The following is a 23,844-nucleotide window of genomic DNA, read 5'->3' as shown; positions in this document are numbered from 1 at the left end:
AGCTGATGACCGTGGTTGAGCGGAAGAACACCAGGACGACCAGGCGCGAGGTGTACGTCGACCTCTTCGGCCCGACGACCGGGGACGAGATCCGGTTGGCGGACACCGCGCTGCGTATCAAGGTCACCGACGACTGGTCCGGCGGTCTGTCCGGAGACCGGCGGGCAGGCCTTCCCGTCGTTCCCGAGCCCGACGGCAAGGACACGCCCGACGGCAAGGACAACTGCCAGGGCGAGAACGAGGAAAAGGTCAGCCCGCTGGTGAGCAGAAGCGGGAACGAGATGGTCTTCGGCGGCGGCAAGGTGATCCGTGAGTCGATGGGCCAGTCGGCTACGCCACGCGGCGACGGGAAGGACGGCCCTCCGGACACGGTGATCACTGGCGTGGTGATCCTGGATCACTGGGGTGTGGTCAAGGCGGACGTCGCTATCCGCGAGGGGAGGATCATCTCCCTCGGCAAGGCGTACAACCCGGAGACCATGGACAAGATCCATGAGGGTCGGACGGACTGGCCGACGCGGGTCCGGCCGACGGACTTCGTGATCGGCCCGGAGACCGAGGTGATCTCTGGGAAAGGCCGCATCCTGACCGCGGGCGGGGTGGACACCCATGTCCATTTCATCTGCCCGGAGCAGGTCGTCGAGGCCCTCGCGTCCGGGGTGACGACCCTGATCGGCGGTGGCACCGGACCGGCCGAGGGGTCCACCGCGACCACGGTCACCCCGGGCAAATGGCACGTCGAGCGTCTCTTCAAGGCCCTCGACGGCTTCCCGGTGAACGTCGGGGTGCTGGGCAAGGGCAGCACCATGTCCCGCACGTCCATGCTCGACCAGGTGAAGGCCGGCGTGATCGGCTTCAAGATCCACGAGGACTGGGGCGCCACCCCGCAGGTCATCGACGCCTGCCTGAAGGTGTGCGAGTCCACCAACGTGCAACTGGCGCTGCACGCGGACTCGCTGAACGAGGCGGGCTTCGTGCAGAGCACCAAGGCGGCGTTCAAGGACCGTCCCCTGCACATCTTCCATATCGAGGGTGCGGGCGGCGGCCACGCCCCGGACATGATCACCCTGTGCGGGGAGAAGAACGTCCTGCCCGCGTCGACCAATCCGACGCGTCCCCTGACGGTCAACACCGTCAAGGAACACATCGACATGATGATGGTCTGCCACCATCTCAATCCGGAGCTGGAGGCCGACCGGGCGTTCGCCGACTCCCGGGTGCGGCCCTCGACGATGGCGGCCGAGGATCTGCTGCACGACATGGGCGCGATCTCGATCATGTCGTCCGACGCCCAGGCCATGGGCCGCATCGGTGAGATGATCATGCGGACCTGGCAGACCGCCCATGTGATGAGGACACGTTACGGCCAGCTGCGCGAAGGCCTCGACGCGCAGCAGAAGCAGCAGCGGGAAGAGGCGGACAACTTCCGCGCCCGCCGCTACGTCGCCAAGTACACGATCAACCCGGCCATCGCCCACGGCGTGGACGACCTGATCGGCTCCGTGGAGACAGGCAAGCTGGCGGATCTGGTGCTGTGGGAGCCGAAGTTCTTCGGCGTGAAGCCGCACCTCGTTCTCAAGGGCGGGCAGATCGCCTACGCGCAGGTCGGTGACGCCAACGCCTCCATCCCCACGCCGCAACCCGTCCTGCCCCGCCCGGTGTGGGGCGCGACGGGGAACGCGCCGGGTGCCAACTCGTTCAATTTCGTCAGCCCACAGGCCACGGTCACCGCGCGGAAACTCGGCATCAACAAGTCCCTGTACGAGATCAAGGACACCCGCCAAGTGTTCAAAGAGCACATGATCCTCAACAGCGCCACCCCGAACATCCGGGTCGACCCGGACACCTACGAGGTGTTCATCGAGGACACCTGCATCACCGAACTGCGCCGACGCAAGGTCAAACAGGCGCAGGCCGAGGAGGCGCGCTGCCCCCAGCGGCCGGCCCCCACGCACTACGCGTCGGAACTTCCCCTGGCCCAGCGCTACTTCATCTTCTGACCGCCTGGCGAGCGACGAGGCGGGCGGCCCGAGCAGGCCGGACGCCGCCCGCCCCGTCCCATCCGCCGCGCCCTCGAAAGGCATGGCCAGTCGTCCATGAGCCGTACCGCTCTCCTCGTCCTCGCCGACGGCCGCTTCCCCGCAGGAGGCCACGCGCATTCCGGCGGCGTCGAGGCCGCCGTCGCCGCCCAAGCTGTCCGTGATCCCGTCACCCTCGACTCGTTCTGCCGTGGCCGCCTGCGCACCGCGGGCCTCACCGCCGCCTCATTGGCCGCCGCGGCCGCCACCGGATGCGACCCGCTCGTCCTGGACGAGGCCGCCGACGCCCGTACTCCCGCCCCGGCGCTGCGGGCCACGTCCCGCAAGCTGGGCCGGCAGATGCTGCGGGCGGCCCGCGCGGCCTGGCCGTGCCCAGCGCTTGAGCGGCTCGCACGCGACCTGCCCGGCGGCGCCCACCAGCCCGTCGTGCTGGGCATCGCCGCCCACGCCGCAGGCCTCACCGCGCTGGACGCCGCACACGCCGCGGCCTTCGACAGCGTCACAACCCCCGCGACCGCGGCCGTACGGCTGCTCGGACTCGACCCGTTCGACGCCACCGCGGTCATCGCCCGTCTCTGCGACGACATCGACGCCGTTGCCTGCCAGGCCGCCGACGCCGCCGCTCGTGTCGCCGACGAGGGAGTCGGCGTCCTGCCGGCCGCCTCGTCTCCACTGCTCGACATCACCGCCGAACAGCACGCCGCCTGGCCGATGCGTCTCTTCGCCTCCTGAGCCTTTCCGTCCCAACATCACAAGGAACCAAGGAACTCACGCCCATGCACCTCGACCACACGCACGACGCCCCCGGCGCCGTCTCCGCCGACGCCCGCCGCGCCGACGGCACCCGCCGCGCCCTCAGGATCGGCCTCGGCGGTCCGGTCGGCTCCGGCAAGACCGCCACCGTCGCCGCACTGTGCCGCACCCTGCGCGACCGGTTTGCGCTGGCCGTCGTCACGAACGACATCTACACCTCTGAAGACGCCGAGTTCCTGCTCCGCGAAGCTGTCCTGCCGCCCGAACGAATTACCGCCGTGGAGACCGGAGCCTGCCCGCACACCGCGATCCGCGACGACATCTCCGCCAACCTGGAAGCCGTGGAAGCGCTCGAAGACCGCCTTGGCGCCGTCGACCTGATCCTCGTCGAGTCCGGAGGCGACAACCTCACCGCCACCTTCTCCAAGGGGCTGGTCGACACGCAGATCTTCGTCATCGACGTCTCCAGCGGCGACGACATCCCCCGCAAGGGCGGCCCCGGTATCACCACCGCCGACCTCCTCGTCGTCAACAAGACCGACCTCGCTCCGTACGTCGGCGCCGACCTGGGCACCATGGCCTCCGACGCGGCCCAGCGACGCGGCGCCCTCCCCGTCGTCTTCACCTCCCTCACCGCCGACGACGGTGTCCGGCCGGTCACCGACTGGGTACTCGAACGCCTCACCGCCTGGCGCGAGCCGACCGCACGGCCCGAACCCGCCGTCACCGCACACTGACCCACCCGGCAGGAGACATGAGCACGCTCGCCGAAGACCGCCCATCCCTCCCGGACACATCCGGCGTCGTGGCAACCGCCCGGGTGCGTGCCGACCACAACGGCCGCACCACCACCCTCCCGCTGCTCAGCAGCGACGGCCCCTTCCACCTTCAAAAGCTCCGCCCCCGCGGCGACCTGGCTCGCGTAGACGTCATCGGCGCCATGAGCGGCCCCCTCGGCGGCGACCAACTCGCCCTCCACGCCGACGTCGGCCCGCACGCCCGCCTCGAAATCACCGCAGCCACTTCCACCATCGCCCTGCGTGGCCCCAGCGATGACGCCGCCACCTACGACATCCGCCTCACCGTCGGCGACGACGCCGCCCTGCACTGGCTACCGCAGCCCCTGATCAGCACCGCCGGCAGCATCCTCCGCCAGACCTGCACCGTCGACCTCGCTCCCACCGCCCGCCTCGTCCTGAGAGACGAACAGGTCCTCGGCCGCACCGGTGAGACCTGCGGCCACCTGACCACCCGCCTCACCGTGCTCCGCGCCGGCCGCCCCCTTCTCGACCAGCACACCTCCTACGGTCATCCCCACCCCGCCTGGAACGGCCCGGCCGTCGTAGGCTCGCACCGCGCCTGCGGCCAACTCCTCGTCGTCGACCCGTCCCTCACCCCGGCCGCCAACCCACCGGTCCTCCTCGGCAATCCCGACACCCCGGCCCACGGTGCGCTGGTCCCCCTCGCCGGACCGGCTCTCCTCGCCACGGTGGTGGCCGACACCGCCACCCGGCTGCGGCACCTCCTGGACCAGGCACTGCACCGAGCGCTCACCCCGTAGGCGAGAGCCCTTGAGGCCATCAGCCCGTCAGCGGCCGCAACCCGCTGTCCGGAGATGAAGGGGTGGCAAGGAGTAACAGGTGGCAATGGATTCCACGGAATGAAGGGACGAACCGCCTGCGTGCCGGGATCGGCGGGGCGAGAAAGCACTCGCCGGCGTGGCTACGAAAGTGAAGCTGCAGGATCAGACGTTCTTCTGGGCTGCGGCGCGGCGCTGCCGTTTGCCCAGTGGCGCCTGGGAGAGGTCCTCGGCCTGGGACCTGAGGTTCTTGTAGCCGTAGCCACGCTCGGTCAGCCACGTCTTCGCCGCCTCCTCAGCGCGTTCGGAGGCCTCCAGGATGTCCTCCTCTTCCTCCCCGGAATCCTGGAAACGGAAGGTGAAGGCGGATCGCGCTGCCAGGTCGTAGCTGAGATGCCCCTCAGGTGTGAAGGCCGCGCGCAGGACATCGTGCTCTGCGGCGCGGGCCAGGAGTTCGGCCCGCTGATCGGCGCTGAGTCCGTCGAAGACACCGCGGACGGTGATACGGAAGGTACGAGTACTCATCCCACGACACTAACCAGCGAGATCGGTAGCGCTCCACCTGGTTTCCGGCGACGGACACGAGGGGACCACCTGTCCGTCGAGGCTCGTGATCGCAACCGGATCACAGCGCATGCAGCGTGGGCGGGCAGGGTCCGAACGGCCCGGCCATAGGTGGTGCCTTGAGTTCTGGGGGCCCTGCTGCCCTGCTGCCTTGCTGCCTTGCTGCCTTGCTGCCTACAGCCCAGCGGAGCCGGAGCCGGGAGCAGAGCGAAGGCCGGACGTGCGCAGGTGCTAGGTGGATGTGAGAGGTGGAACGCGGCTCAGCGCCCGGTGGTGCCGTCGATGAGTTCGCGGAGGATGTCTGCGTGACCTGCGTGGCGACCGGTTTCTTCGATCATGTGGGTGAGTGCCCAGCGAATGCTCGGCGACGGGCCTGAACGCCCGGGTCGGGGCAGAGGTGCGCCGAGATCGGTGCATTCGTCGAGGACCTTGTTCGCGCGGTCGACGGTGGCCTGGTAGCGAGCGACGACATCGGAGACGCTGTCCTGAGGGACAGGCTGGAGTGTCGCTTGCCAGTCAGTGACCTTTTCGCCGAGGAAGGTCGCGCTCTCGACGGCGATCAGATGGTTGAGCAGGCCGAGCAGGCTCGTGCCCGAGGGCACCGCCGGTGTTCGGACTTGAGGTTCCGCGGCTCCTTCGACTTTCGTGGCGATCGAGGCGCGCAGGTAGTCGAGGAATCCGCGCAGGACGTCGGCTTCGCTGTTCGCGGTGCGGGGCGGAGGGGTGTCATGGCGACGGGAGGCGGTGGGCACGGCGTTCTCCTCGGGGGGTGCTTGTTGGGCCGGTATCACTGAGTCCGGCGGATGAGCAGGACGTGGTCGACGACCTCGGCGGTGCGGCCGTCGGGGCCGACCGCAATCCGGTGTGGCGCATCCGCGCGTTCGACCGTCCACCCCGCAGGGGAAAGGCGCATCAGGGCTGCGACCTCTTGAGGACTCGGATACCTCACGTCCGGGTCCTGATTCCATGACCACGGCGCTGTTGATCCGTGATCGACAACCAGGATTCGTCCGCCCCGACGCAGCAGGTGGGCGGCGGAGCGGAGGATGGCTGTCCTGTCCTGCGCGTAGGGGGTGTGGAAGTAGTGGGCGGTAACCAGATCGAATTGCCGTTCGGGCAACGAGTCGCGTACGTCGTGCTGCTGGGCGGTGACCCGGTCGCTCAGGCCGCGTGAGCGGGCCAGCTGGGCGAGTCGTTTGGTCGCCACGGCCGAGACGTCGAGTGCTGTGACCTGCCAGCCGCGCCGCGCGAGCCACAGTGCGTCGCCGCCACCACCACATCCGAGGTCCAGCGCATCCCCTGGGGGCAATGCGGTGGCCGTCTCGACGAGGCGGTCGTTCGGCTGCGGATCAGCGGGCGCGGGCCGCTCCGCATACACCTTGTCCCAGTACCTCACCGCGTCAGCGCGCTCCATCGGGTTCCTTCCCTCGGTTTCGGTGTGGCCAGTCTCAGCCGAGGGGCACAAGGTGGCGAGGAATCTTGCGCTTTCGGCAAGCCGGCCCACATGGACCCTGCGATGGAAGACGTGCTTGGTGGTGCGGTCGGGCCGCGACTGCGTGCACGAGTACCGCCACTGCGCCCCGACCCGCCTCGGTGTGCAGGGCGCCTCGCAGCTGTTGCTCATGGCGAAGTCCCGGCACAAGAAGCCCTACTCGGGCCCGGCGGCAGCACCCGGTGACAACGCTCAATGCGTTTGGGTGAACTGCACCACGGCGTCACCACGTCCCAGGCTCACCGGCGCGTAGTAGTAGCCGAAGCGGAACCGCTTGGGCTGCTTGCCCCTGAGCACCCGGTCGATCGACAGCGCGGCGTGCACCCCGGTCGGCATTCCGCCCTGGCAGGTGCCGTGCATGACGCCGTAGCCCTGGCGGATCGCGGCCGCGTCGCCGATCGCGTCGGCGGCGATGCTCTCCCCGCCTGCCAGTTCGACCGCGTCGGGCCGCACCTTCACCACCTCGACCCCGGCGCGCACCTTCACGCCCAGCCGGTCGAGCGCGGCGTGCACGTACGCCTTGGCCTTGGGGTTCATGGCCGCACCGGGCTCGGCCCGGCCCAGCAGCACGACGTTCAACTCCGGGTGCCGCTCGGCGATCTCCGCGGCCGACTCGATGCCGGTCAGCCCGCTGCCGCCGACCACCACCGTGCCGGTGCCGAGCCGCCCCAGCCGGTCGGCCAACAGTTCGGCGTCCTGGGCACTGCTGAGGGTGTACGCGTGGTCCTCGACCCCCGGCACCGCCGACGTGTCGGCCACAGTGCCCAACTCGTACACCAACGTGTCGCAGGGCAGCACCCGGTCGTCGTCGATCCGCTTTGGCGTCCGCGTCCACCGCCGTCACCCAGCGTACCCAGCCCCCAGAACCACCACACGGTGCGCGGTCGCCGTGCCGTTCTCCTCGGCTCGCTTGCTGACACCCACCAGATGGGAGCAGGTGGCCTGGACGTGACACAGGCAGGATGCGATGCGCGCCACAGCCCGAATCGACGAACGCCGGACCGCAGCCGAAGGGGGCAGCGCGGATCTCGTCGTGGGCTACCCGCTGACGGAGTTGTGTCGGCTGTTCCGGCGACAGAAACCGTCACACAGACGGGACCGGAGTCTCCGGCGGGGCGGGAAGCGTCTGTCCCAGGCGGGCAAGTGGGGACAGGGCCATCAGCGCCGGCGACAGCAGCATGCCTGCGGCTGTTACCAGGAGGCTGGTGCGCGTCCCCCACACTTCCGCGAGAAAACCGCCGAGCAGCGAGCCGAGCGGGGTCAGCCCCATGCCGACAAAGTTGATCGTCGCGGCCACGCGGCCTTGCATCCCGTCCGGAGTAACGGTCTGCCGGACTGCCATGACCGTGACATTCACCAGCTGGCTGAAGATCCCGAAGACGAAGTTGACCGTAAGGAGCGCGGGAACCGTCACCACAGAGGAGCCGTGCAGCGCAGGCACAAACAGGAACACGCCGTCGCCGAGTGCTGCCGCGGACACGAGCACAACGCCATGTCCGAAGCGGCTCGGTAGGCGTGCGGCCAGCAACGAGCCCAGGAGCGCCCCCGGCCCCGTCGCCGCGAGTGCCAGCCCAACCGCGGTGCCCGACAGATGCAGGTCCCGTGGCAGGAACAGCAGATAGACGGTCATCACAGCCGCGAAGAAGAACTGGAAGGCGGCTGATGCGAGGCACACAGTCCGCAGGGAGGTGTCGCCGGCGACAAAGCGGAGGCCCTCATGGATCCGCCGCCAGACCCGAGGAGGACGTTCCGAGCGTTCCGGGATGGATTCGCGGCGACCGATCCGTCGGATCGACAGGAACGAGAGCGCGAAAAACACTGCGCTGGAGGCGGCAGCGATCGGCGCCGACAGCACAGACACCAACGCACCGCCGAGGGCGGGACCGCCGATCTGCGCAGCGGACCGACTGCCCTCGAGCGCGCTGTTGCCCCGCACCAACTGATCGCGTTTCACCAGCCGTACCAAAGACGCCTGGTATGCCACGTCGAAGAACACGGACAAAGCCCCGACGGCAAAGGCGACCACGAACAGCGCGGGCAGGCCCAGCCAACCGAGGAAGCCGGCCACGGCGGCAGCGCCCAGTGCCAGGGTCCGGCCGACGTCCGTCAGCACCATCACCGTGCCGGCCCGCCACCTGTCAACCCACGCGCCGACCAAGAGCGAGAGCAGCAGGATCGGCGCCTGCCCCACCGCGCGGAGGACGCCCAACTGGCCGGCACCGGCGTTGAGCGTCAGGACGGCGAAGAGCGGCAGAACCACCAGACTTGCATGTTCGCCCAGTTGGGAAGCCGTCTGACCCACCCAGAGCCTGCGGAAGTCGCCGTCCCGCCACAGGTTTGACGGAACAGGTCGACCGGAATCGGATACAGCGGAGGAAGAAGACGGCACAGGGACCCCTCGGATGGCCGAAGACGAGACCCGCCAACCGGCGCACGACAGGTGCGCCGACCGTTTCAGTCAGCGGGAAGGGAAGGCTCGCTGTGCCGCGCATCAAGGGCAGCACGCGATGACGGGCCGCTCACGGCCTCAAACGTCAACGCGTGCTCGAACGACCGACCATGTCTTCGCTCCTCGTGGTTCACTCGCTGAGCGAACGCTAGCTCCCGTTCGCCAGGGCACGAAAGGCAATTAAGGGCCGGGCAGACGGCGGGAGGAGTCCGGCTGTGCGCGCCGGGTCACGAGGGTGGGGCGGCTCAACTGGTCGAACAGGTTGCGGGCCTGACCGAGCCGCGGCGCCGTCCGCTACGTGGCGAACATACGCCGTCGAAGGCCACGTCAGCAGAATCAAGACGATCAAAAGGCAGATGTGCGGCCGAGCCTCGTTCGCCCTGCTCAGTGCCCGCATCCTCCTCCAGCCGGCGGCCCGTTGCCGGATCACCCGGGGGCGGGAGCACGGCGACCGGGCTGTCTGGGATAGCGTCCCTCTCACTCCGGACAAGTGAGAGGGACGTCGTGAAGGTTCAGGTACGTGGGCAGGGCGCTCGCCGGTGGATCACGATCGGGACGATCGCGTTCGGGGCGCTGTTCTTCGCCATCGGGCTGATCCTTGCCGGGGTGTCGGTCTCGTTCCTGACGGATGCGGAGCGCGCCCGGGGCGCGGTGGTGGCCCTGGAGTGGCGGAACGACGACTACAACGGCGCATCTCGCAAGACGCGGGGGAACGACAAGCCCTCGGCGTACCCGGTGGTCGAGTTCACGTCGGCGGATGGCACGCCGAGGGAGTTCCGGGACTCCACGGGTTCCAATCCACCGTCGTACGAGGTGGGTGAGCAGGTCGAGGTGCTCTACCGCGCAGACTCCCCCGAGGACGCGCGGATCAACGGGTTCGCCTCACTGTGGCTGCTGCCGCTGATCTTCGGTGGGCTCGGGCTGTTGATCGCGGGGATCGGGACAGGCGTTGCGTTGGCGATGCGAGGACGTTCCTAGGGACTGTCCGGCGGCCAGGCCGCGGGTTCCATGCAGGTGATGGCCACATCAGCGGATGTGGTCGGCCGTCATGGCACGGCGGACGCTCTCATGGAGCAGGGTTCGACGCTGCTCGTGCAGTTCGGGAAGCTCCTGCGCGGTCGCCGCGTAGACGTTGCTGACCGGTGACCACGCCATGGACATGGCGATCACCATGGCCATCACGTCGAACGGGTCTCCTTCGCGCACCAGACCGGCGGCCTGCGCCTCGGCGATGGCGCGCAGCTTGCGGTCGTCGAGGCGGTCGGAGTCGTCGACCAGGTGACCGGCCGGGCGTCGCTCCAGACGCGCCCAGGTGGCCAGTCGGATGAGGTCGGGGCGGCGGAGATACTCGTCGTAGAGGCGTACGGCCCAGTCCGCGAGGTCGGTGGCGTCGATCGGGACGACATTCACGATCCGCTCCAGCGAGCCGAAGAAGATGGCGTCGAAGAGCCCTTCCTTGCTGCCGAAGTAGGCGTAGAGCTGCGCCTTGTTCGTGCGCGCCGCGGCCACGATCCGCTCGACGCGCGCACCGGCGATCCCATGCTCGGCGAACTCCTGGGTCGCCACATCGAGGATGCGTTGGTACGTCGCGGCTCCACGCGAGGTCAGGGGCTGATCAGCCATGCCCCGACGCTATCAGACAGAACAGTCAGTTTGCCTGTACGGGCCGGATGCACTTACGGTCAATAGACCGAACAGTCTGTCTACGAGGAGGCGTCATGAGGAGCACGATTGGCTGGCAGGTGGAAGGTTCGTCGTCGACACTGCGGCGGACGCCACTGGAACGGCGCGACCTGCGCCCCGACGACATCGCGGTCCGGGTCGACTACTGCGGTGTCTGCCACACCGATGTCCACGCCGTCGGCGCCCGGGACGGCGAAGGAGGCCGGCCCCTGGTGCCGGGGCACGAGTTCACGGGCGTGGTGACCGAGGCCGGACCTGCGGTCACCCGCTTCACCGTCGGCGACCCGGTCGCGGTGGGCAACATCGTCGATTCGTGCGGCGAGTGCGCCATGTGCCGGGCCGGTCAGGAGAACTTCTGCCACGCGTTCCCGACCCTGACCTACGACGGCATCGACCGGCACGACGGATCGACCACCCTGGGGGGTTACTCCCGCGAGTACGTCGTCCGCGACCGCTTCGCCTACCCTCTTCCCGCCGGTCTGGATCCGGCCGCCGCCGCTCCTCTCCTCTGTGCCGGGATCACCGTCTGGGAACCGATGCACGCCCTCGGAGTGGGGCCGGGGACCCGCGTCGCCGTGGCGGGACTGGGCGGCCTGGGCCATCTCGCGGTCAAGATCGCCGTGGCGCTCGGCGCCGACACCTCGGTTGTCAGCCGCTCACCGGACAAGGTCGACGACGCTCGTCGTCTCGGCGCCCACGGTCTCATCATCTCCACGGACCCGGAACAGATGGCTGACGCCCGCGACCGGTTCGACGTCGTCATCGACACCATCTCCGCCCCGCACGACCTCGGCCCCTACCTGCGTCTGGTCGCCATGGACGGAACGCTCAGCCACCTCGGGCACCTCGGATCCATCACCGTGGAGACCACCGACCTGCTCGTGGGACGCAAGAAACTCAGCTCCGGAGGCAGCGGCGGCAGGCCCGCGACCGCCGCCATGCTCGACTTCTGCGCCGAACACGGCATCACCGCCGACATCGAGGTGCTCCCCTCGACGCAGGTGAACGAGGCCCTCGCCCGTCTCCGGCGCAACGAGGTCCGCTACCGCTTCGTACTCGACATGTCCGACCTGGACTGAACGGCGAGGACCAGAAACCGCGGCGCGTCCGGGGCTCCCACTGCCCCTCGGCGCGCTTGCGGTCGTCAAACGTCCGGAAGTTGGGTCGTAGCGAACGCTCATGAGGGCGGACATATAGAAGACACGCTCATATAGAAGACACACTGGAGACCCCGGCGGTGGCGACAGGGGAGGTGCAGGTCGCCGAGGTCGACCGCAGTGACTGCAAGGGGACACAGGGAGCGCGTGGCCGCCGCGGCCGCGCCCGTTGCGCGGACCTGTTTGTGCCGCCTAATCGGGGACGATGATGTCGATCCCGTACGCCGCCACCGCCAGGCACGCGGCAAAGCAGAGCACCGCGGCCACCCGCGCCGGTCCGCCACCCGCCGAGTCGTCGCTCGGGCCGCCGGCGCGGCTCCAGGCCGCGATACCGAGCGAGAACAGCACCACCACCACGATCGTGATGCCGAAGCTGGCGAGGGACACATCCACGAGGTCGCCCCATTTGATGCCCATCTCGCGCTCCTTCTGCGACTGCGGTGATCACACGGTGGACGGGCCGGCGAGCTCGCGCTCCCGGGACGGCACCTCGTTGACGTTGTCCGGGGTGACCGGCCGGCGCCGGGACAGGGCGTAGAAGCCGACCGCCGCGGCCACGGCCACGCCCGCCACTATGGCCACCCCCAGGTCGCCCTGGTCGGCCACCCAGGCCGAGACCGCGCCTGCCGCGGCGGCGGCCGGCAGTGTCAGAACCCAGGACACCGCGATCCGCCCGGCGATGCCCCACCGCACCTTGGCCAGCTTGCGGCCGAGCCCCGATCCCAGGATGCCGCCGGTGCAGACCTGCGTGGTGGACAGTGCGAACCCCAGGTGCGACGAGGCAAGGATGACCGCCGTCGCCGTCGTCTCCGCGGCGAATCCCTGCGGGGCCTGGATGTCGGTCAGGCCCTTGCCCATGGTCCGGATGATCCGCCATCCGCCGACGTAGGTACCCAGGGAGATCGCCAGCCCGGCGCTGAGCACCACCCACCACGGCGGTTGCGAGCCGTGGGCCAGCATGCCGGTGGAGATCAGCGCGAGGGTGATGACACCCATGGTCTTCTGCGCGTCGTTGGTGCCGTGGGCCAGGGCCACCAGGGAGGCCGATCCGACCTGGCCCGCACGGAAACCCTTGTTGACCTTGCGTTCGGCGGTGCGCTGGGTGATCTTGTAAGCCAGGTACGTCGCGACCAGGGCCACCCCACACGCCAGGATCGGTGAGGCGATCGCCGGGATCACGATCTTCTCCACCAACTGAGTGAAGCGGATCGCTGATCCGCCCGCTCCCACCCACACCGCACCGATCAGTCCGCCGAACAGCGCGTGCGACGAACTGGACGGCAATCCGAAGAGCCAGGTCGTGAGGTTCCACAGGATCGCGCCGACCAGACCGGCGAAAATCATCACCAGGGAGACCTTGGAGTCGTTGACGAGCCCGTTCGAGATCGTGGCGGCCACTTTTGTGGAGAGAAAGGCGCCGGCGAGGTTCAGTACGCCGGCGACGGCGACGGCCACCCGTGGTTTCAGTGCCCCGGTCGCGATGGAGGTCGCCATGGAATTGGCGGTGTCGTGGAAACCATTGGTGAAATCGAAGGCCAATGCCGTCAGAATGACCGCGATCAGGAGAAAGGAAATACTTTCCACCGCCGACGCCCTCCCGCTTGGCGCGTCGTGCGAATCGTGCGAATCGATGAACGTCCTTCGCCCGTCCCCACGCTGACGCCCGGCCAGAGCTGCCCTGGTACACGACGTGCTGGCCGCAGGGGAATCCGCACATGCGACAACGCCCCGCACGGCAACCTGTGACGAAATCTCTTTCGCTTTCCATCCTGACGGGGCCACCGCGATACGCAACCCGAGCGCCCGGGCCCTGCCTGAACAGGCCCCGGTGAGGCGGAACATGACACCCAGCTGTAGTCGCGCCAGCTCGTGATCTTGTTGGGCCGCCCCGGCGCGCGGTTCGGTGCGCATGTTGGTGGTGGGCTGCTCGTCGGACGAGCGGGGCTCAGGCGAGCGGGTTGAGGACGAGGTATCCGTCCAGGCGGGTGACCTGGCTGCTCTCCGGGTCGGGCGGAAGAACGTGACCGAGAGCCTCTGAGCGGACTTCCCCGATCCACTGGTCGTGCTGGTATTCGTGGTTGATCAGGGCGACCAGCAGGTGAGTCGCGACGACGCTGAGCTGGTCAGGGACCTTGACCCGTCCGCCGGCGATGTCGCCGATGCGTGCGTGGACGCGTTCGGCGACGGTGTCGCGGAAGGCGGTGAGCCGTTCGATGGTGGGTAGTCCTCCCCGGAACTGCTCGGGCTGTGCGGAGTCCATGATGGTGTCCAGCGCGGGGTCGGGGCTGGGCTCCGCCGCGGTCAGGTTGCGGATCATGAAGTGTGCGACGTGCGCCTGGTGGCCCAGGTGCCAGCCGATGGCGCTGGAGTTCTCGTGCGGGCGCCAGACGACCTCGTCCGGGCTGAGGTCCTTCCAGAGTTGGTCTGTGTAGGCGCGGGCTCGGTCGTACTCCCGCAGGAGTGCTTCTACTTCGTACATGGAGGTCACCTGTGTGTGATCGGAGTGGGAGTCTGGCGGGGGACGGTGGATTCGGAGGTGGCCGCGTTCAGGACGGCACGGGCCGCGCGCTCGCCGGCGGCCAGGGCACCTTCGATGTGACCGGCGTGTTCGGCGGCCGCGGTCTCTGTCGACGCCCAGTGCAAGCGTCCTCCGAGAGCCGGCTGCCGGTACAGCACATGCCCGAAGAGGCTGCAGTCGTTGAGGGGTTCCACCCCAGGCGGTGACCGTCCACTGCTCGGCGCTCCAGTCCGGGACGTACAACGCGTCGGGGTGCGACGCTGTCGGGCCGAACAACTCGGTGAGCTGGTCGGTCACGGCCAGGCGGAAGCCGGGGCCGCCGGCGCTCGCAGGGGCGAACCCGAACAGAGCCGCCGGCCTGCCATGCGGCCCCGACATGTCGTGCACCTCCTGCAGCGGTCCGGTCCGTGAGAACGCCGCACCGGCAACACCCTGAGCGCGCCAGAACGCCTCGCGATACACCGCGACGACCGACGACCTTGATCACAGCAATCACGGCACCCATCCATACGGGTGGCACGGGCAAGACCGACGAGCTCGGAGGGAAGCGCGCCACCGAAGTCGATGCGGGCACGGGTCAGAGCGAGCGGCACGGCGAGCACGACGTGCAGGCTGGGTGACCGGCGCGGTCTGGGACGTCGACGGCGGAGTCATGGCCGGCCGCAACTGACCCTCTCCTTCTCCTGGGCGACGGCTGTGCGCACCCATGGGGGCAGCCTGCGGCCCAAACAGCTGCGGCGGATGCCGACTGGCGTTGCCCTGAGGCACGAGTGGCGCTGCCGTGGCAGAGCAGTATCGTGGAGGGGACTCTTCGGCGCGCGCACCCCCACGGCAGGGGCTTCCACAACAACGCTGCTCCGGTGCTCCCGCAACCCCCACCAGGTGCTTCGTAGGCGCACCCTCACGCCCCGGAGCTCGGGACTCGTGGCCACAGGCGACGTGCACAACTGCCAGAAGGCACCGTGACCTGAACTGACCGCCCGCCGCCCTGGTACGCGCCATTCCATGAGGCACAGGCAGCTGAAGGGCACTGAGCGGTGATGGGAGGGATACGCATGACCGCGACTGTGGATCCGGACCGCTCAACGTGGGATGTCATCGTTCTGGGTGGTGCCGCCGCCGGTGAGAATGCCGCTCAGTACGCAAGCCAGTTCTCCGGCCTGTCCTCGGTGATTGTTGAGAACAGCCTGCTTGGGGGCGAATGCTCTTACTGGGCCTGCATGCCCAGCAAGGCACTGCTGCGGCCGGTCGAGATCGTGGACTCGGCTGAGCATCTGCCGGGGTTGTCAGCCCGCCTGGAGGCCGCCGGGGTTCTCGCACGGCGTGACCGTGTGATCAATCAACTGGACGACAGCTCGCAGATATCCTGGGCCCTTTCCACAGGTATCGACGTCGTCCGCGGTTACGGACGGCTGGCGGGCGAGCGCACCGTGGTTGTGGTCCGCCCGGACGGTTCAACCACGACGCTGACGGCCAACCATGCCGTGGTCATCGACACGGGCTCCCGCCCAGCCGTGCCCGACGTTCCCGGGTTACGTGCAGCTCTGCCATGGACGTCGCGCGACGTGACCACGATGCGGGAGGTGCCACGTCGGGTGATCGTCCAGGGCGGCGGCGTGGTCGCCTGTGAGTCGGCAACCTGGCTGCGCGGGCTGGGAGCGAGCGAGGTGTCGATCGTGTATCGCGACGACCGGCTGCTGGCCCGGCAGGAACCCTTCGCAGGCACACTCGTCGGCCAGGCCCTGCAGGACAGTGGCGTGCAGTTGTACCCGAGGCTCAACCTGTCTCAGGTCAAGCGGGCCGATCCCCGTGACACCGGGCACGGTCGCATTCATGGCGGGGAAGTCAGCGTGACGCTCGACGACGGCACGATCATGGTCGCCGACGAGGTCGTCGTAGCCACCGGGCGCATTCCGAACACCGACGACATCGGTCTCGACACCGTGGGCCTACACCCCGGCGGATATCTCGCTGTCGACGACCATCAGTGCCTGCGGCAGGTGAACGGCAGCTGGCTGTACGCCATCGGCGACGCGTGCGGCCGCGCACTGCTGACGCACATGGGCAAGTACCAGGCCCGTATCGCCGGAGAGGTGATCGCCGCACGCGCACAAGGCTCCGCCGAACTGCCCTCTTCCGCCGTCGGACACATCGGGCTTCCCCAAGTCGTCTTCACCAACCCTGAGGTCGGCAGCGCCGGAATGACCGAACAGCAGGCACGAGACGCCGGTATGGACGTGGAAACCGTCGAGTACGACCTCGCCGCACTCGCCGGAACCTACGTCATGCGCGCGGACTACCGAGGTCTTGCCAAGCTTGTCGTCGACCGCAACGACGACGTGGTGGTGGGAGCCACCTTCGTCGGCGCCGGCATCGCCGAACTCGTGCACTCGGCGACCACAGCGATCGTGGGCCGGATTCCTGTTTCCACTCTGTGGCACGTCGTTCCCAGCTATCCGACGGCCAGCGAGATCTGGCTCCGGCTTCTGGAGACCCTCCGCTCGAAGCGGCGTACGGGCGGCGGGAGATGAGTCGGCCCCCGAGCCCAGCATGAGCCGCGAGAGCCGTAGCACTTCTCACCACACAGGCCGGCCCACGCCTCACCCAGGGCACGAGGCCTAAGCGGAGCGCGGGGTGAGGCGGATGACGGGCAGCTCGCGGTCGGTCTTGTTCTGGTACGCGGCGAAGCGTGCCGACGAGTCGGCGATCTTCTGCCAGGCGCGTGCGCGTTCTTCGCCATGGAGTTGTTCGGCGGTGACGGGCACGGTTTGGCCGTCGATGGTGATCTGCGCCTTGTCGGGGTGGGCGGCCAGGTTGTAGTACCAGGCGGGGTTCTTCGGGGCTCCGTTGGCCGAGGCCACGATGAGCCAGCTTCCGTTGTCGCCGGGGAACCAGCACACCGGGGAGACACGTGGCTCTCCGCTCTTCTTCCCCAGGGTCGTCAGGACGAGAGCGTCCAGGCCTCCGAGCATCTTCCCCCCGCCCTTGCGGAGGATGCGCCGCATGGTCAGCTTGTTCAGCCAGCGCACTGCGGTTCCAGGCTGTCGGGCTCCGTAGGTGCCGGGTCGAGAGGTGAAGGTCATGGTGGCTCCGGATGTCACGCCGAGGGATTTACTTGTTCGGACAATTATGCGGGCCGCCTGCCGCGTAGAAGTGCGACGACGGGTCGGCACGGCGGGCTGCGGGGATGCCTGCGCGAGGGTGCACCACGGGTGCGGGTGCCCTTGTCCTGGGCACCCGCACCGGGTTGACCTCAGCGGAGGATGCGGTCAGCCGAGGGTCGGGTAGTCGGTGTAGCCGCGGTGATCGCCACCGAAGGAGGTGGCGCGGTCCGGGGTGTTGAAGGGGCCGCCGACGGCGAGGCGGGCGGGGAGGTCGGGGTTGGCCAGGAAGAGGGCCCCGTAGGCGATCAGGTCGGCGGTGCCGTCGTTGATGAGCGACAGGGCATCGGGGCCCGTGGGCTCCGTCCCCGTGAAGGGGTTGAGGACGAAGGTGCCCGGCCACGCCTTGCGCAGCCGCAGGACCAGGTCGCGAACGCCGGGGGCCTCCATCTGGTGCAGGTAGGCCAGAGAGAGCGGGGCGAGGTCCTCCACGAGGGCGGTGTAGGTGGCCTCGACGTCCGTCGGGTCACTCTCGTCGATGTCGTTGTAGGGGTTGCCGGGCGAGATGCGGAAGCCGACCTTGTCGGCACCGATGGCCTCGGCCACCGCCTTCGCGGTCTCGACGGCGAAGCGGATCCTCCGCTGGGGGCTGCCGCCCCAGGCGTCGGTGCGCTGGTTGGAGTTCGGGGCGAGGAACTGGTGGATGAGGTAGCCGTTCGCGCCGTGCAGTTCCACACCGTCGAAGCCGGCCTCGACTGCGTTGCGCGCCGCGGCGGCGAAGTCCGCGATCGTCTCCGTGATCTCCGCATCGGTCAGTTCGTACGGCGTGACGAAGTCCTGCGGCCCGTCCTGTGTGTACACCTGGCCCGCGGCCTTGACCGTGGAGGGGCCGACCGGCGTGAGGCCCATCAGGCTCGGGTGGCCGACGCGTCCGGTGTGCATCAACTGGAGGAAGATCTTGCCGCCTTCGGCGTGCACGCCGTCGGTGACCTTGCGCCAGGCCGCGACCTGCTCGGCGGAGTGGATACCGGGGGTGTCCGGGTAGCCCTGGCCGACAACAGACGGCTGCGTGCCCTCGGTGACGATCAGCCCGGCGCTCGCGCGCTGCGCATAGTAGGTGGCCATCAGATCGGTGGGGCTCTGCCCGGGGCCGTACGCGCGACTGCGGGTCATGGGAGCCATCACGATGCGGTTGGCCAGCCGGAGGCCGCCGAGGTCGTGGGGGTCGAAGACCGTGGTCATGATCGAGTCCTGTTCGAATCGGTTACGCGGCATCACACAATGCCATTACTTGCTCGAACAGGTAAATCGCTTCGACGATTCCCGAGCGAGTGTGAGCTGCGTCACTTCCGCACTCGTCGTTCCTGGTGAACGCGAACGAAAACGGCAAGAGGGTCGGCGGTAGAATCCACCTGTTCAGGCAGTGACTCCGGGAAGGGCGTGAGGCCACATGGCGAAGGCTTCGGGAGTCGAATCGGCCGCCGAGTCCCATACGGACCTCGCGTGCCCTCCGATGCCGCCCTCGGTTCAGGCCGGGGCCATGACCCACGCCATCTTCCGCGTGGCCCGCCTCCACCGGCTGCTCGCCGCACAGCTTCTGCGGCGCGTGGGACTGCATCCGGGACAGGAACTCGTGATGATGCAGTTGTGGGACCTCGGCCCACAACGGCAGACGGACCTCGTGCGTCTGCTCGGCTCGGACGCCGCCACCATGACCCGTACGGTCAAGCGGCTGGAGAACGCCGGCTTCGTCCGCCGCCGTCCCAGCGAGACCGACAAGCGCGCCACCATCATCGAACCGACCACCGCCAGCCTCGCCCTGCGTAAAGAAGTCGAGCGTGTGTGGGCGGAACTCGAAAACAGCGTCGCCGCCGGCCTGGCCGCAGAGGAACAGGGCTACATGATCCGCGTACTGGACCGGATCGAGGACAAGCTCAGCCAGGCGGTCGGACGCCAAACGCCCCTGGCGTAACACCGCGGCCCGCCAGGCGGGTTGGCATGCAGGTATGCCGCCGTCACGCCGTCGCAGCCCTCCGCGCCGGGGCAGACGAGCACGCGGAGGAAGAAAACGGTGGGTGCCCCGGCCGACGGCTGAGGATCTACGGACCGAGAACGAGGCTCCGCGAGGAGGCTACGAGCTCGCGGACGGTGCACCGCGGCGCTGGGACGGGTGCGCCGCCCCTTGGCGGCCATTGCCGTAGTGCGTTCGTGACGGCCCGAGGACTTTCCGGAGGCTCCGGCGAGGCGTCCGCTCAGTGATCACGCATCCCAGGCTGGGCGGCCTGGTGCATGTGCGTGCGGGGGGGGTTCTGTCAGTACCTGTAACGGCAGACCCTTCTCCACCTTATTGACCTGCGGTTTCCTCGACAGCGGCAGCAGCTGAGGCCATCGGGTGCCACTGGACTCGGGGCTGCGGCTGCCGCAAGCCCGGCTTGGCCACACAGTAGGCCTTACCGGTTCGTACCGTTTTGATCGAGGAGTTCCCATGCCCCAGCAATCCGCACCCCAGGAACTTGCCGAGATCGCGCCGAAGCTGGTCGAGGTAACCAACAACGTCCTCTTCGCCGATGTCTGGGAGCGCCCCGGGCTGTCCCCGCGGGACCGCAGCCTGGTCACGGTGAGCGTGCTGTCGGCCCTGTACCGCAGCGAGCAACTCGGCTACCACCTGGGTGTGGCCCTGGACAACGGCCTGAGTGTCGAGGAGCTGTCCGAGGCGATCACGCACCTGGCCTTCTATGCGGGCTGGCCCAACGCCATGACGGCGATCAACCAGCTCAAGAAGATCACCGACGAGCGCACCGCAGCCTGAACCCCTCTCCCCAGTTGCCTCACGGATCTCCCCAGTACCTCCGGCCAGTACCTCATGGAGCGATACCCCTCATGAGCAAGGTCTTCTTCATCACCGGCGCCGGGCACGGACTCGGCGTGGACATCGCCCGCCGGGCCCTCCAAGCAGGCGACCAGGTCGTGGCCACCGGCCGCCGCCCCCAGAAGGTCGTGGAAACCCTCGGTGGTGACCAGGACAGCCTCCTGGTCACCACCCTGGACATCACCGACCCGGACGCCGCCAAGAGCGCCGTCCAAGCCGCCGTGGACCGCTTCCGCCGTATCGACGTCCTGATCAACAACGCGGCCAAGTTCTACGCGGCTTCTTCGAAGAGCTCTCCGAGGCGCAGATTGGGGCCCAGAACGAACCGAACCTGTTCGGACCCATGAACATCACCCGCGCTGTCCTGCCCGTCATGCGCGCCCAGCGTTCCGAGCACGTCATCACCGTGTCCTCTCTGGCAGGAGCGGTCGGTGTCGCCTTCTGCGTTGCCCACTCGGCGGCCAAGTTCGGCGTGGAGGGCTTCATGGAGTCCCTGGACCACGATGTCGAACCGTTCGGCATCCACACCACGATCATCGAGCCGGGCTTCTTCCGCACCGAGCTGCTGGAGGATGCCTCCACCACCTACGCGGAGCTGAGCATCGACGACTACGCAGCAGCCGCCGCAGCGGTTCGTCGCCGACGACGACTGCCTCGAAGCCGTCGAGGCCAAGGCCAGGCAACTCCTCGCACAGGTTGATGCCTCACGCGAGCTGGGCTCGGACCTCGCCCACGCGAACGCCTCCTGACGCCGGTCCCGCCGTCCTCCGCCGGCCCACCGCCGCCGGCCCACCGCCGCCCACCGTCATCCAGCCCGTTCAAGGAAAAGAGCCATGGAACACATCACCGACACCCCCACCCTCAAGGCCCCGGCCGAACGCTTCACCGGCGATGTCTACCTCAACATGATCGAGGCACCCGCAGAGCCGTCCCGCCTGGCCGCCGGCCTGGTGCGCTTCACACCCGGCGCCCGCACCAACTGGCACTCCCACGCCCTGGGTCAGGTTCTGTACATCACCGACGGCGTCGGCCTGGTCGGCACCCGCGACGGCAAGGCCATCCGGGTCACCGCCGGTGAGATCGTCAAGTGCCCGGCGGGAGAAGAGCACTGGCACGGCGCCACCGACACCAACCTCATGGCCCACATCGCCCTCGTGGTCGGTGACGGCACCGGCGACGGCACCACCTGGCTGGAGCCGGTCACCGACGAGCAGTACAGCACCGCCCTCGCCACCACCGACGACTGACCACTACAGCGCAACGGCTCCCCGACCGAAGGGAGCCGCATCAGCCGGGCTTCGGCATGAACCAGCCTGAGCCCGACGCCTGGCTCCACACCGAAGGAACTGGGACGCCACCGGGCCCGACCCCTGTCAGGCAGTTGTCGTTGGGGCAGGCCCGGTCGAGCTGCGCACCTTCCGGGGACAGGCCTGCCGGGACCGAGAGGCCGAGCTCTACGGCGACGGAGAACGCGCCGACACGGGCCGGGTCGTTGGCGACGAACACCGCCGTCGGGCGAGGCCGCGAGCGGCCCAACAGGCGTACGGCGGGGAGGTATCCGCCGTTCTCGATGGTGTCGCGGGTCTCGACGAGGATGTCGTCCTCATGGCCGTGCTCGCACATGCTCGTCTGGTAGACCCGGTGGCGGATGTCGAAGACGGCTGCGTGGTTGCCGACGATGTGGGCGATCCGGCGGTGGCCGCCGCAGACGGCTTCTCCCCCCAGTATCATGCGCCGCGCGATGCGCGTAGCCAGTCCGCCAGTAGCGCGGCGAGCCCCAGCACCGCGGCGCAGCTACTGCTCACCGCTGGAGTGGCTGATGCATCGACCAGGAGATGGGCCCCCACCGATGCGCCCAGCCAGCCTGTGGCCGCACCCAGGCTGAGCAGAGACAGTTGATCGAACCAAGTCGCTTGGCGATTCCCGCCGTCGGCCCGTCTCCAGCGGAGCAATTGCACAGGCAGCAACAGGGCCAGTACAGAGAGCCAGGTGATCAGCGGCGCGTGCAGGGAACCGGGCAGCGGCAGACGGTAGTCCAGGGTCTGAACCGCGGCAAGCGCCATGAGCAGGGAGCCGAGCACCGCGCCCTGGATGACGGTCGTACGCTGCTGATGGAGGTGCAGACGCTGCTGCACGATCACTGCCGCGGTGCGGGTGATTTCGTCTGCTTCCTGCTTGACCGATTCCCCGTGGGAGATGTCGTCGTCGAGTAGGGCGATGAGGCCGCGGCCCAACTCTGGGTCGCCGCTCGTGTCGTTGACAGGATGAGGTGGGAGAAGGTCGGCCATCGTGTCGACTGTGATCCGTACCGAGTGCCGCATTTCGCGGAGGTCCCGCAGCGCCTGGTTGAGCCCTTGGTCGCCCACGTACAGCGCGCTGATGGCGGCTTCAGCGGTGAGCAGGTCGTCCGGTCCCGCCTCGTTGGCCAGTACTTCGCCGCACAGTTCCGCCAACCGCTGAGAGGCAGCTGACAGGTGCTGACACACGGCATGGAAGCTGTGTTGGTGTGCACGGTGTACCGAAGCCTGGTGGCGTAGGCGTGCCGCACCCTCCAGATAGCGGGTGAACGGAGCCGGAGCCCCGGTGCGGTGAACGTGCCAGGTCCAGGCGTCGAAGGCGTCCTCCCGTGCGGCGGGCCCCACCGCGACTGCCTCCCACACGAAGGGTGCCGGCCCGGGAGGGTCGGAGCAGAGGATCAGGTAGCTGTCGGAGGTCCGTCGCCATGTCCCGTCCAGCGATGCCGCCGGTGAGGGCACCGTGGAAAGGAGCCTCCTCAGACCGCCGGTGCCGTGCCCGGCGCGCCGACCGTCGAGGGCTCGGTAAATGTAGGCGGTCCCGAGGACCGTCTGTTCGGGAAGGGCCGGCGCTGCGGCTTCCCAACGGGAGCGCAGATCGCGCCAGGAGACGTTGGGGGTGGGGAACAGCACCACCGTGATGCCGATGACGTCATGGCGTACGTAGGCGAAAGCCTGCGCCGGACGCGACCCCGTGCACTGGCGGGCCGCGAGCAGTCGGCACCCGTTGGCAGGAAGCGACTGGGCGAGGGGCGCCAGTGCGGGCAGGTCGGCGGAGCCGTAGTGGGGTACCGGGTCACTCATGCCGAGCCGGTCGCACATCCGTGACCACATCTGCCCAACGGAGTTGATGCCACTCTCCTCATCCTCGGCGACACGGGCCAGGGATGCGAAGGTGTGGACGATCAGGGCTTGGCCTTCGAAGCGGTTACGTCGCATCGTCGTCCGCGGAGCCGGTCGAATCGGCAAGGGCGTTCGAGCCGGGTGAGGCGGAGGCACCTTCATCCCTCGCCCCGGGTACTCGGATCCGGTGGACCAGCCGGTCCAGCCGGTCTGCCAGCAGGGGCGGAGGCGGTGTCCGGGTGTCCGGCCCGCCGAGCATCCGCATCCTGTCACCCGCGAGCGAATCCTCCAGCGTGTACAGGGCGAGCCGGAGTCGGTCCGCATCCGCGTCGTCCAGAGCACTCTCCAGATCTGCGAGCGTCACCTCCAGCCGAGCCCAGACCGCAGGTTCCGCGAGGGCTGTCCCGGACAGCGTGCCCAGCAGGAAACGTGCGTCTCGCAGGGCGTCCGACCAGTCGCTCACGTGGGCACTCCTCACGCCTCCGGTTGCCGTGAACCGCGTG

General features: G+C 68.6%; 26 protein-coding genes and 2 pseudogenes. 13 read left to right on the top strand and 15 right to left on the bottom strand.

Annotated elements, in window-relative coordinates; translation table 11 throughout:
* Positions 1–5: 5 nt before the first annotated feature.
* The 4 genes from ureC to E0500_RS28270 all read left to right on the top strand — a co-directional run bounded on the left by ureC (position 6) and on the right by E0500_RS28270 (position 4,353).
* On the top strand, positions 6–2,000 hold the full coding sequence (gene ureC / locus E0500_RS28285; protein ID WP_131557940.1) for an urease subunit alpha: 1,995 nt from the start codon (positions 6–8) through the stop codon (positions 1,998–2,000).
* Between the two features lie 96 nt (positions 2,001–2,096).
* Positions 2,097–2,771: an urease accessory protein UreF gene (locus E0500_RS28280; protein ID WP_131557938.1), complete on the top strand. Its 675-nt coding sequence runs from the start codon at positions 2,097–2,099 to the stop codon at positions 2,769–2,771.
* 44 nt (positions 2,772–2,815) lie between these two features.
* The gene (gene ureG / locus E0500_RS28275) at positions 2,816–3,529 is read left to right on the top strand and encodes an urease accessory protein UreG (protein ID WP_131557936.1); all 714 of its coding nucleotides are present in this window, start codon (positions 2,816–2,818) and stop codon (positions 3,527–3,529) included.
* Positions 3,530–3,546: 17 nt separating this feature from the next.
* Entirely contained in the window at positions 3,547–4,353 is an 807-nt protein-coding gene (locus E0500_RS28270; RefSeq protein ID WP_131557934.1) for an urease accessory protein UreD, read from the top strand.
* A 183-nt stretch (positions 4,354–4,536) separates the two neighbouring features.
* Here E0500_RS28270 and E0500_RS28265 read toward each other — a convergent pair whose 3' ends face one another.
* The 3 genes from E0500_RS28265 to E0500_RS28255 all read right to left on the bottom strand — a co-directional run bounded on the left by E0500_RS28265 (position 4,537) and on the right by E0500_RS28255 (position 6,349).
* On the bottom strand, positions 4,537–4,896 hold the full coding sequence (locus E0500_RS28265) for a DUF6204 family protein (RefSeq protein ID WP_131557932.1): 360 nt from the start codon (positions 4,894–4,896) through the stop codon (positions 4,537–4,539).
* A 299-nt stretch (positions 4,897–5,195) separates the two neighbouring features.
* On the bottom strand, positions 5,196–5,687 hold the full coding sequence (locus E0500_RS28260; protein WP_131557930.1) for a DinB family protein: 492 nt from the start codon (positions 5,685–5,687) through the stop codon (positions 5,196–5,198).
* A 35-nt stretch (positions 5,688–5,722) separates the two neighbouring features.
* Positions 5,723–6,349 carry a class I SAM-dependent methyltransferase gene (locus E0500_RS28255; RefSeq protein ID WP_131557928.1) on the bottom strand — a complete coding sequence of 209 codons (627 nt, stop codon included), beginning with the start codon at positions 6,347–6,349 and terminating at the stop codon, positions 5,723–5,725.
* 142 nt (positions 6,350–6,491) lie between these two features.
* On the opposite strand from E0500_RS28255, the pseudogene E0500_RS45550 reads away from it, so the two are divergent.
* Positions 6,492–6,680, top strand: a pseudogene (locus E0500_RS45550) (hypothetical protein); the annotation flags it as partial.
* Here E0500_RS45550 and E0500_RS28250 read toward each other — a convergent pair.
* A pseudogene (locus E0500_RS28250) lies at positions 6,629–7,274 on the bottom strand (FAD-dependent oxidoreductase); the annotation flags it as partial. The pseudogenes E0500_RS45550 and E0500_RS28250 sit on opposite strands and share 52 nt — an antisense overlap.
* 237 nt (positions 7,275–7,511) lie before the next feature.
* On the bottom strand, positions 7,512–8,816 hold the full coding sequence (locus tag E0500_RS28245; protein ID WP_309505168.1) for an MFS transporter: 1,305 nt from the start codon (positions 8,814–8,816) through the stop codon (positions 7,512–7,514).
* A gap of 564 nt (positions 8,817–9,380) precedes the next feature.
* Between E0500_RS28245 and E0500_RS28240 the strand changes: the two genes are divergently transcribed.
* Positions 9,381–9,854: a DUF3592 domain-containing protein gene (locus E0500_RS28240; protein ID WP_131557924.1), complete on the top strand. Its 474-nt coding sequence runs from the start codon at positions 9,381–9,383 to the stop codon at positions 9,852–9,854.
* Positions 9,855–9,902: 48 nt separating this feature from the next.
* Here the strand turns inward: E0500_RS28240 and E0500_RS28235 are convergent, their stop codons facing one another.
* Positions 9,903–10,499: a TetR family transcriptional regulator gene (locus E0500_RS28235; RefSeq protein WP_131557922.1), complete on the bottom strand. Its 597-nt coding sequence runs from the start codon at positions 10,497–10,499 to the stop codon at positions 9,903–9,905.
* Between the two features lie 95 nt (positions 10,500–10,594).
* On the opposite strand from E0500_RS28235, the gene E0500_RS28230 reads away from it, so the two are divergent.
* On the top strand, positions 10,595–11,638 hold the full coding sequence (locus E0500_RS28230) for an NAD(P)-dependent alcohol dehydrogenase (protein WP_131557920.1): 1,044 nt from the start codon (positions 10,595–10,597) through the stop codon (positions 11,636–11,638).
* Between the two features lie 270 nt (positions 11,639–11,908).
* On the opposite strand, the gene E0500_RS28225 is transcribed toward E0500_RS28230, so the two are convergent.
* The 4 genes from E0500_RS28225 to E0500_RS45545 form a co-directional block, all read right to left on the bottom strand.
* Positions 11,909–12,133, bottom strand: coding sequence for a hypothetical protein (locus E0500_RS28225; protein ID WP_131557918.1), 225 nt, complete (start codon positions 12,131–12,133; stop codon positions 11,909–11,911).
* Between the two features lie 27 nt (positions 12,134–12,160).
* Positions 12,161–13,300 (bottom strand): inorganic phosphate transporter, encoded by a 1,140-nt coding sequence (locus E0500_RS28220; protein WP_131558054.1) that lies wholly within the window; start codon positions 13,298–13,300, stop codon positions 12,161–12,163.
* Positions 13,301–13,661: 361 nt separating this feature from the next.
* Entirely contained in the window at positions 13,662–14,195 is a 534-nt protein-coding gene (locus E0500_RS28215) for a DinB family protein (RefSeq protein WP_131557916.1), read from the bottom strand.
* A 5-nt stretch (positions 14,196–14,200) separates the two neighbouring features.
* Positions 14,201–14,392, bottom strand: a complete 192-nt coding sequence (locus tag E0500_RS45545) for an FAD-dependent oxidoreductase (RefSeq protein ID WP_399120269.1) — start codon at positions 14,390–14,392, stop codon at positions 14,201–14,203.
* 897 nt (positions 14,393–15,289) lie between these two features.
* On the opposite strand from E0500_RS45545, the gene E0500_RS28210 reads away from it, so the two are divergent.
* Positions 15,290–16,765: an NAD(P)/FAD-dependent oxidoreductase gene (locus tag E0500_RS28210; protein WP_131557912.1), complete on the top strand. Its 1,476-nt coding sequence runs from the start codon at positions 15,290–15,292 to the stop codon at positions 16,763–16,765.
* An 87-nt stretch (positions 16,766–16,852) separates the two neighbouring features.
* On the opposite strand, the gene E0500_RS28205 is transcribed toward E0500_RS28210, so the two are convergent.
* Both E0500_RS28205 and E0500_RS28200 read right to left on the bottom strand, forming a co-directional pair.
* Positions 16,853–17,317: a nitroreductase/quinone reductase family protein gene (locus E0500_RS28205; RefSeq protein ID WP_131557910.1), complete on the bottom strand. Its 465-nt coding sequence runs from the start codon at positions 17,315–17,317 to the stop codon at positions 16,853–16,855.
* Positions 17,318–17,503: 186 nt separating this feature from the next.
* Complete coding sequence (locus E0500_RS28200) at positions 17,504–18,577, bottom strand: alkene reductase (RefSeq protein ID WP_131558052.1); 1,074 nt, start codon at positions 18,575–18,577, stop codon at positions 17,504–17,506.
* Between the two features lie 298 nt (positions 18,578–18,875).
* On the opposite strand from E0500_RS28200, the gene E0500_RS28195 reads away from it, so the two are divergent.
* The 5 genes from E0500_RS28195 (at position 18,876) to E0500_RS28180 (ending at position 21,451) form a co-directional block, all read left to right on the top strand.
* On the top strand, positions 18,876–19,307 hold the full coding sequence (locus tag E0500_RS28195) for a MarR family winged helix-turn-helix transcriptional regulator (protein WP_399120007.1): 432 nt from the start codon (positions 18,876–18,878) through the stop codon (positions 19,305–19,307).
* Between the two features lie 513 nt (positions 19,308–19,820).
* Positions 19,821–20,144 (top strand): carboxymuconolactone decarboxylase family protein, encoded by a 324-nt coding sequence (locus E0500_RS28190; protein ID WP_131557906.1) that lies wholly within the window; start codon positions 19,821–19,823, stop codon positions 20,142–20,144.
* A 71-nt stretch (positions 20,145–20,215) separates the two neighbouring features.
* Entirely contained in the window at positions 20,216–20,551 is a 336-nt protein-coding gene (locus E0500_RS45095) for an SDR family NAD(P)-dependent oxidoreductase (protein WP_309505167.1), read from the top strand.
* Positions 20,512–20,904 carry an SDR family NAD(P)-dependent oxidoreductase gene (locus E0500_RS45090; protein ID WP_309505249.1) on the top strand — a complete coding sequence of 131 codons (393 nt, stop codon included), beginning with the start codon at positions 20,512–20,514 and terminating at the stop codon, positions 20,902–20,904. The genes E0500_RS45095 and E0500_RS45090 overlap by 40 nt, the downstream gene beginning before the upstream one ends.
* Positions 20,905–21,037: 133 nt before the next feature.
* Complete coding sequence (locus E0500_RS28180) at positions 21,038–21,451, top strand: cupin domain-containing protein (RefSeq protein WP_131557904.1); 414 nt, start codon at positions 21,038–21,040, stop codon at positions 21,449–21,451.
* Positions 21,452–21,491: 40 nt separating this feature from the next.
* On the opposite strand, the gene E0500_RS28175 is transcribed toward E0500_RS28180, so the two are convergent.
* Genes E0500_RS28175 through E0500_RS28165 form a run of 3 tightly spaced genes read right to left on the bottom strand, consistent with a single transcriptional unit; the run spans position 21,492 to position 23,804 of the window.
* A complete protein-coding gene (locus tag E0500_RS28175) occupies positions 21,492–21,935 on the bottom strand; it encodes a substrate-binding domain-containing protein (RefSeq protein WP_131557902.1) in 444 nt (147 codons plus the stop codon).
* Positions 21,932–23,437 carry a CATRA conflict system CASPASE/TPR repeat-associated protein gene (locus E0500_RS28170; protein WP_131557900.1) on the bottom strand — a complete coding sequence of 502 codons (1,506 nt, stop codon included), beginning with the start codon at positions 23,435–23,437 and terminating at the stop codon, positions 21,932–21,934. Before E0500_RS28170 ends, E0500_RS28175 begins: the two co-directional genes overlap by 4 nt.
* The gene (locus tag E0500_RS28165) at positions 23,427–23,804 is read right to left on the bottom strand and encodes a CATRA system-associated protein (protein WP_131557899.1); all 378 of its coding nucleotides are present in this window, start codon (positions 23,802–23,804) and stop codon (positions 23,427–23,429) included. The genes E0500_RS28170 and E0500_RS28165 overlap by 11 nt, the downstream gene beginning before the upstream one ends.
* Positions 23,805–23,844 lie beyond the last annotated feature (40 nt).

This window comes from Streptomyces sp. KM273126, assembly GCF_004337435.2.
GTDB classification, from domain to species: domain Bacteria; phylum Actinomycetota; class Actinomycetes; order Streptomycetales; family Streptomycetaceae; genus Streptomyces; species Streptomyces acidicola.
The sequence above is the reverse complement of the archived record's forward strand: the minus strand, read 5'-3'. Positions and strand labels throughout refer to the sequence as shown.

What these genes read in the sequence shown, in the direction of transcription:
- ureG (WP_131557936.1), top strand. Translation starts at nt 2,816, where the DNA reads ATGCACCTCGACCACACGCACGACGCCCCCGGCGCCGTCTCCGCCGAC.
- E0500_RS28170 (WP_131557900.1), bottom strand. Translation starts at nt 23,437, where the DNA reads ATGCGACGTAACCGCTTCGAAGGCCAAGCCCTGATCGTCCACACCTTC.
- E0500_RS28235 (WP_131557922.1), bottom strand. Translation starts at nt 10,499, where the DNA reads ATGGCTGATCAGCCCCTGACCTCGCGTGGAGCCGCGACGTACCAACGC.
- E0500_RS28280 (WP_131557938.1), top strand. Translation starts at nt 2,097, where the DNA reads ATGAGCCGTACCGCTCTCCTCGTCCTCGCCGACGGCCGCTTCCCCGCA.
- E0500_RS28225 (WP_131557918.1), bottom strand. Translation starts at nt 12,133, where the DNA reads ATGGGCATCAAATGGGGCGACCTCGTGGATGTGTCCCTCGCCAGCTTC.
- E0500_RS28255 (WP_131557928.1), bottom strand. Translation starts at nt 6,349, where the DNA reads ATGGAGCGCGCTGACGCGGTGAGGTACTGGGACAAGGTGTATGCGGAG.
- ureC (WP_131557940.1), top strand. Translation starts at nt 6, where the DNA reads ATGACCGTGGTTGAGCGGAAGAACACCAGGACGACCAGGCGCGAGGTG.
- E0500_RS28195 (WP_399120007.1), top strand. Translation starts at nt 18,876, where the DNA reads ATGACCCACGCCATCTTCCGCGTGGCCCGCCTCCACCGGCTGCTCGCC.
- E0500_RS28270 (WP_131557934.1), top strand. Translation starts at nt 3,547, where the DNA reads ATGAGCACGCTCGCCGAAGACCGCCCATCCCTCCCGGACACATCCGGC.
- E0500_RS28190 (WP_131557906.1), top strand. Translation starts at nt 19,821, where the DNA reads ATGCCCCAGCAATCCGCACCCCAGGAACTTGCCGAGATCGCGCCGAAG.
- E0500_RS28210 (WP_131557912.1), top strand. Translation starts at nt 15,290, where the DNA reads ATGACCGCGACTGTGGATCCGGACCGCTCAACGTGGGATGTCATCGTT.
- E0500_RS28180 (WP_131557904.1), top strand. Translation starts at nt 21,038, where the DNA reads ATGGAACACATCACCGACACCCCCACCCTCAAGGCCCCGGCCGAACGC.
- E0500_RS45095 (WP_309505167.1), top strand. Translation starts at nt 20,216, where the DNA reads ATGAGCAAGGTCTTCTTCATCACCGGCGCCGGGCACGGACTCGGCGTG.
- E0500_RS28175 (WP_131557902.1), bottom strand. Translation starts at nt 21,935, where the DNA reads ATGATACTGGGGGGAGAAGCCGTCTGCGGCGGCCACCGCCGGATCGCC.
- E0500_RS28200 (WP_131558052.1), bottom strand. Translation starts at nt 18,577, where the DNA reads ATGACCACGGTCTTCGACCCCCACGACCTCGGCGGCCTCCGGCTGGCC.
- E0500_RS28205 (WP_131557910.1), bottom strand. Translation starts at nt 17,317, where the DNA reads ATGACCTTCACCTCTCGACCCGGCACCTACGGAGCCCGACAGCCTGGA.
- E0500_RS28230 (WP_131557920.1), top strand. Translation starts at nt 10,595, where the DNA reads ATGAGGAGCACGATTGGCTGGCAGGTGGAAGGTTCGTCGTCGACACTG.
- E0500_RS28265 (WP_131557932.1), bottom strand. Translation starts at nt 4,896, where the DNA reads ATGAGTACTCGTACCTTCCGTATCACCGTCCGCGGTGTCTTCGACGGA.
- E0500_RS28215 (WP_131557916.1), bottom strand. Translation starts at nt 14,195, where the DNA reads ATGTACGAAGTAGAAGCACTCCTGCGGGAGTACGACCGAGCCCGCGCC.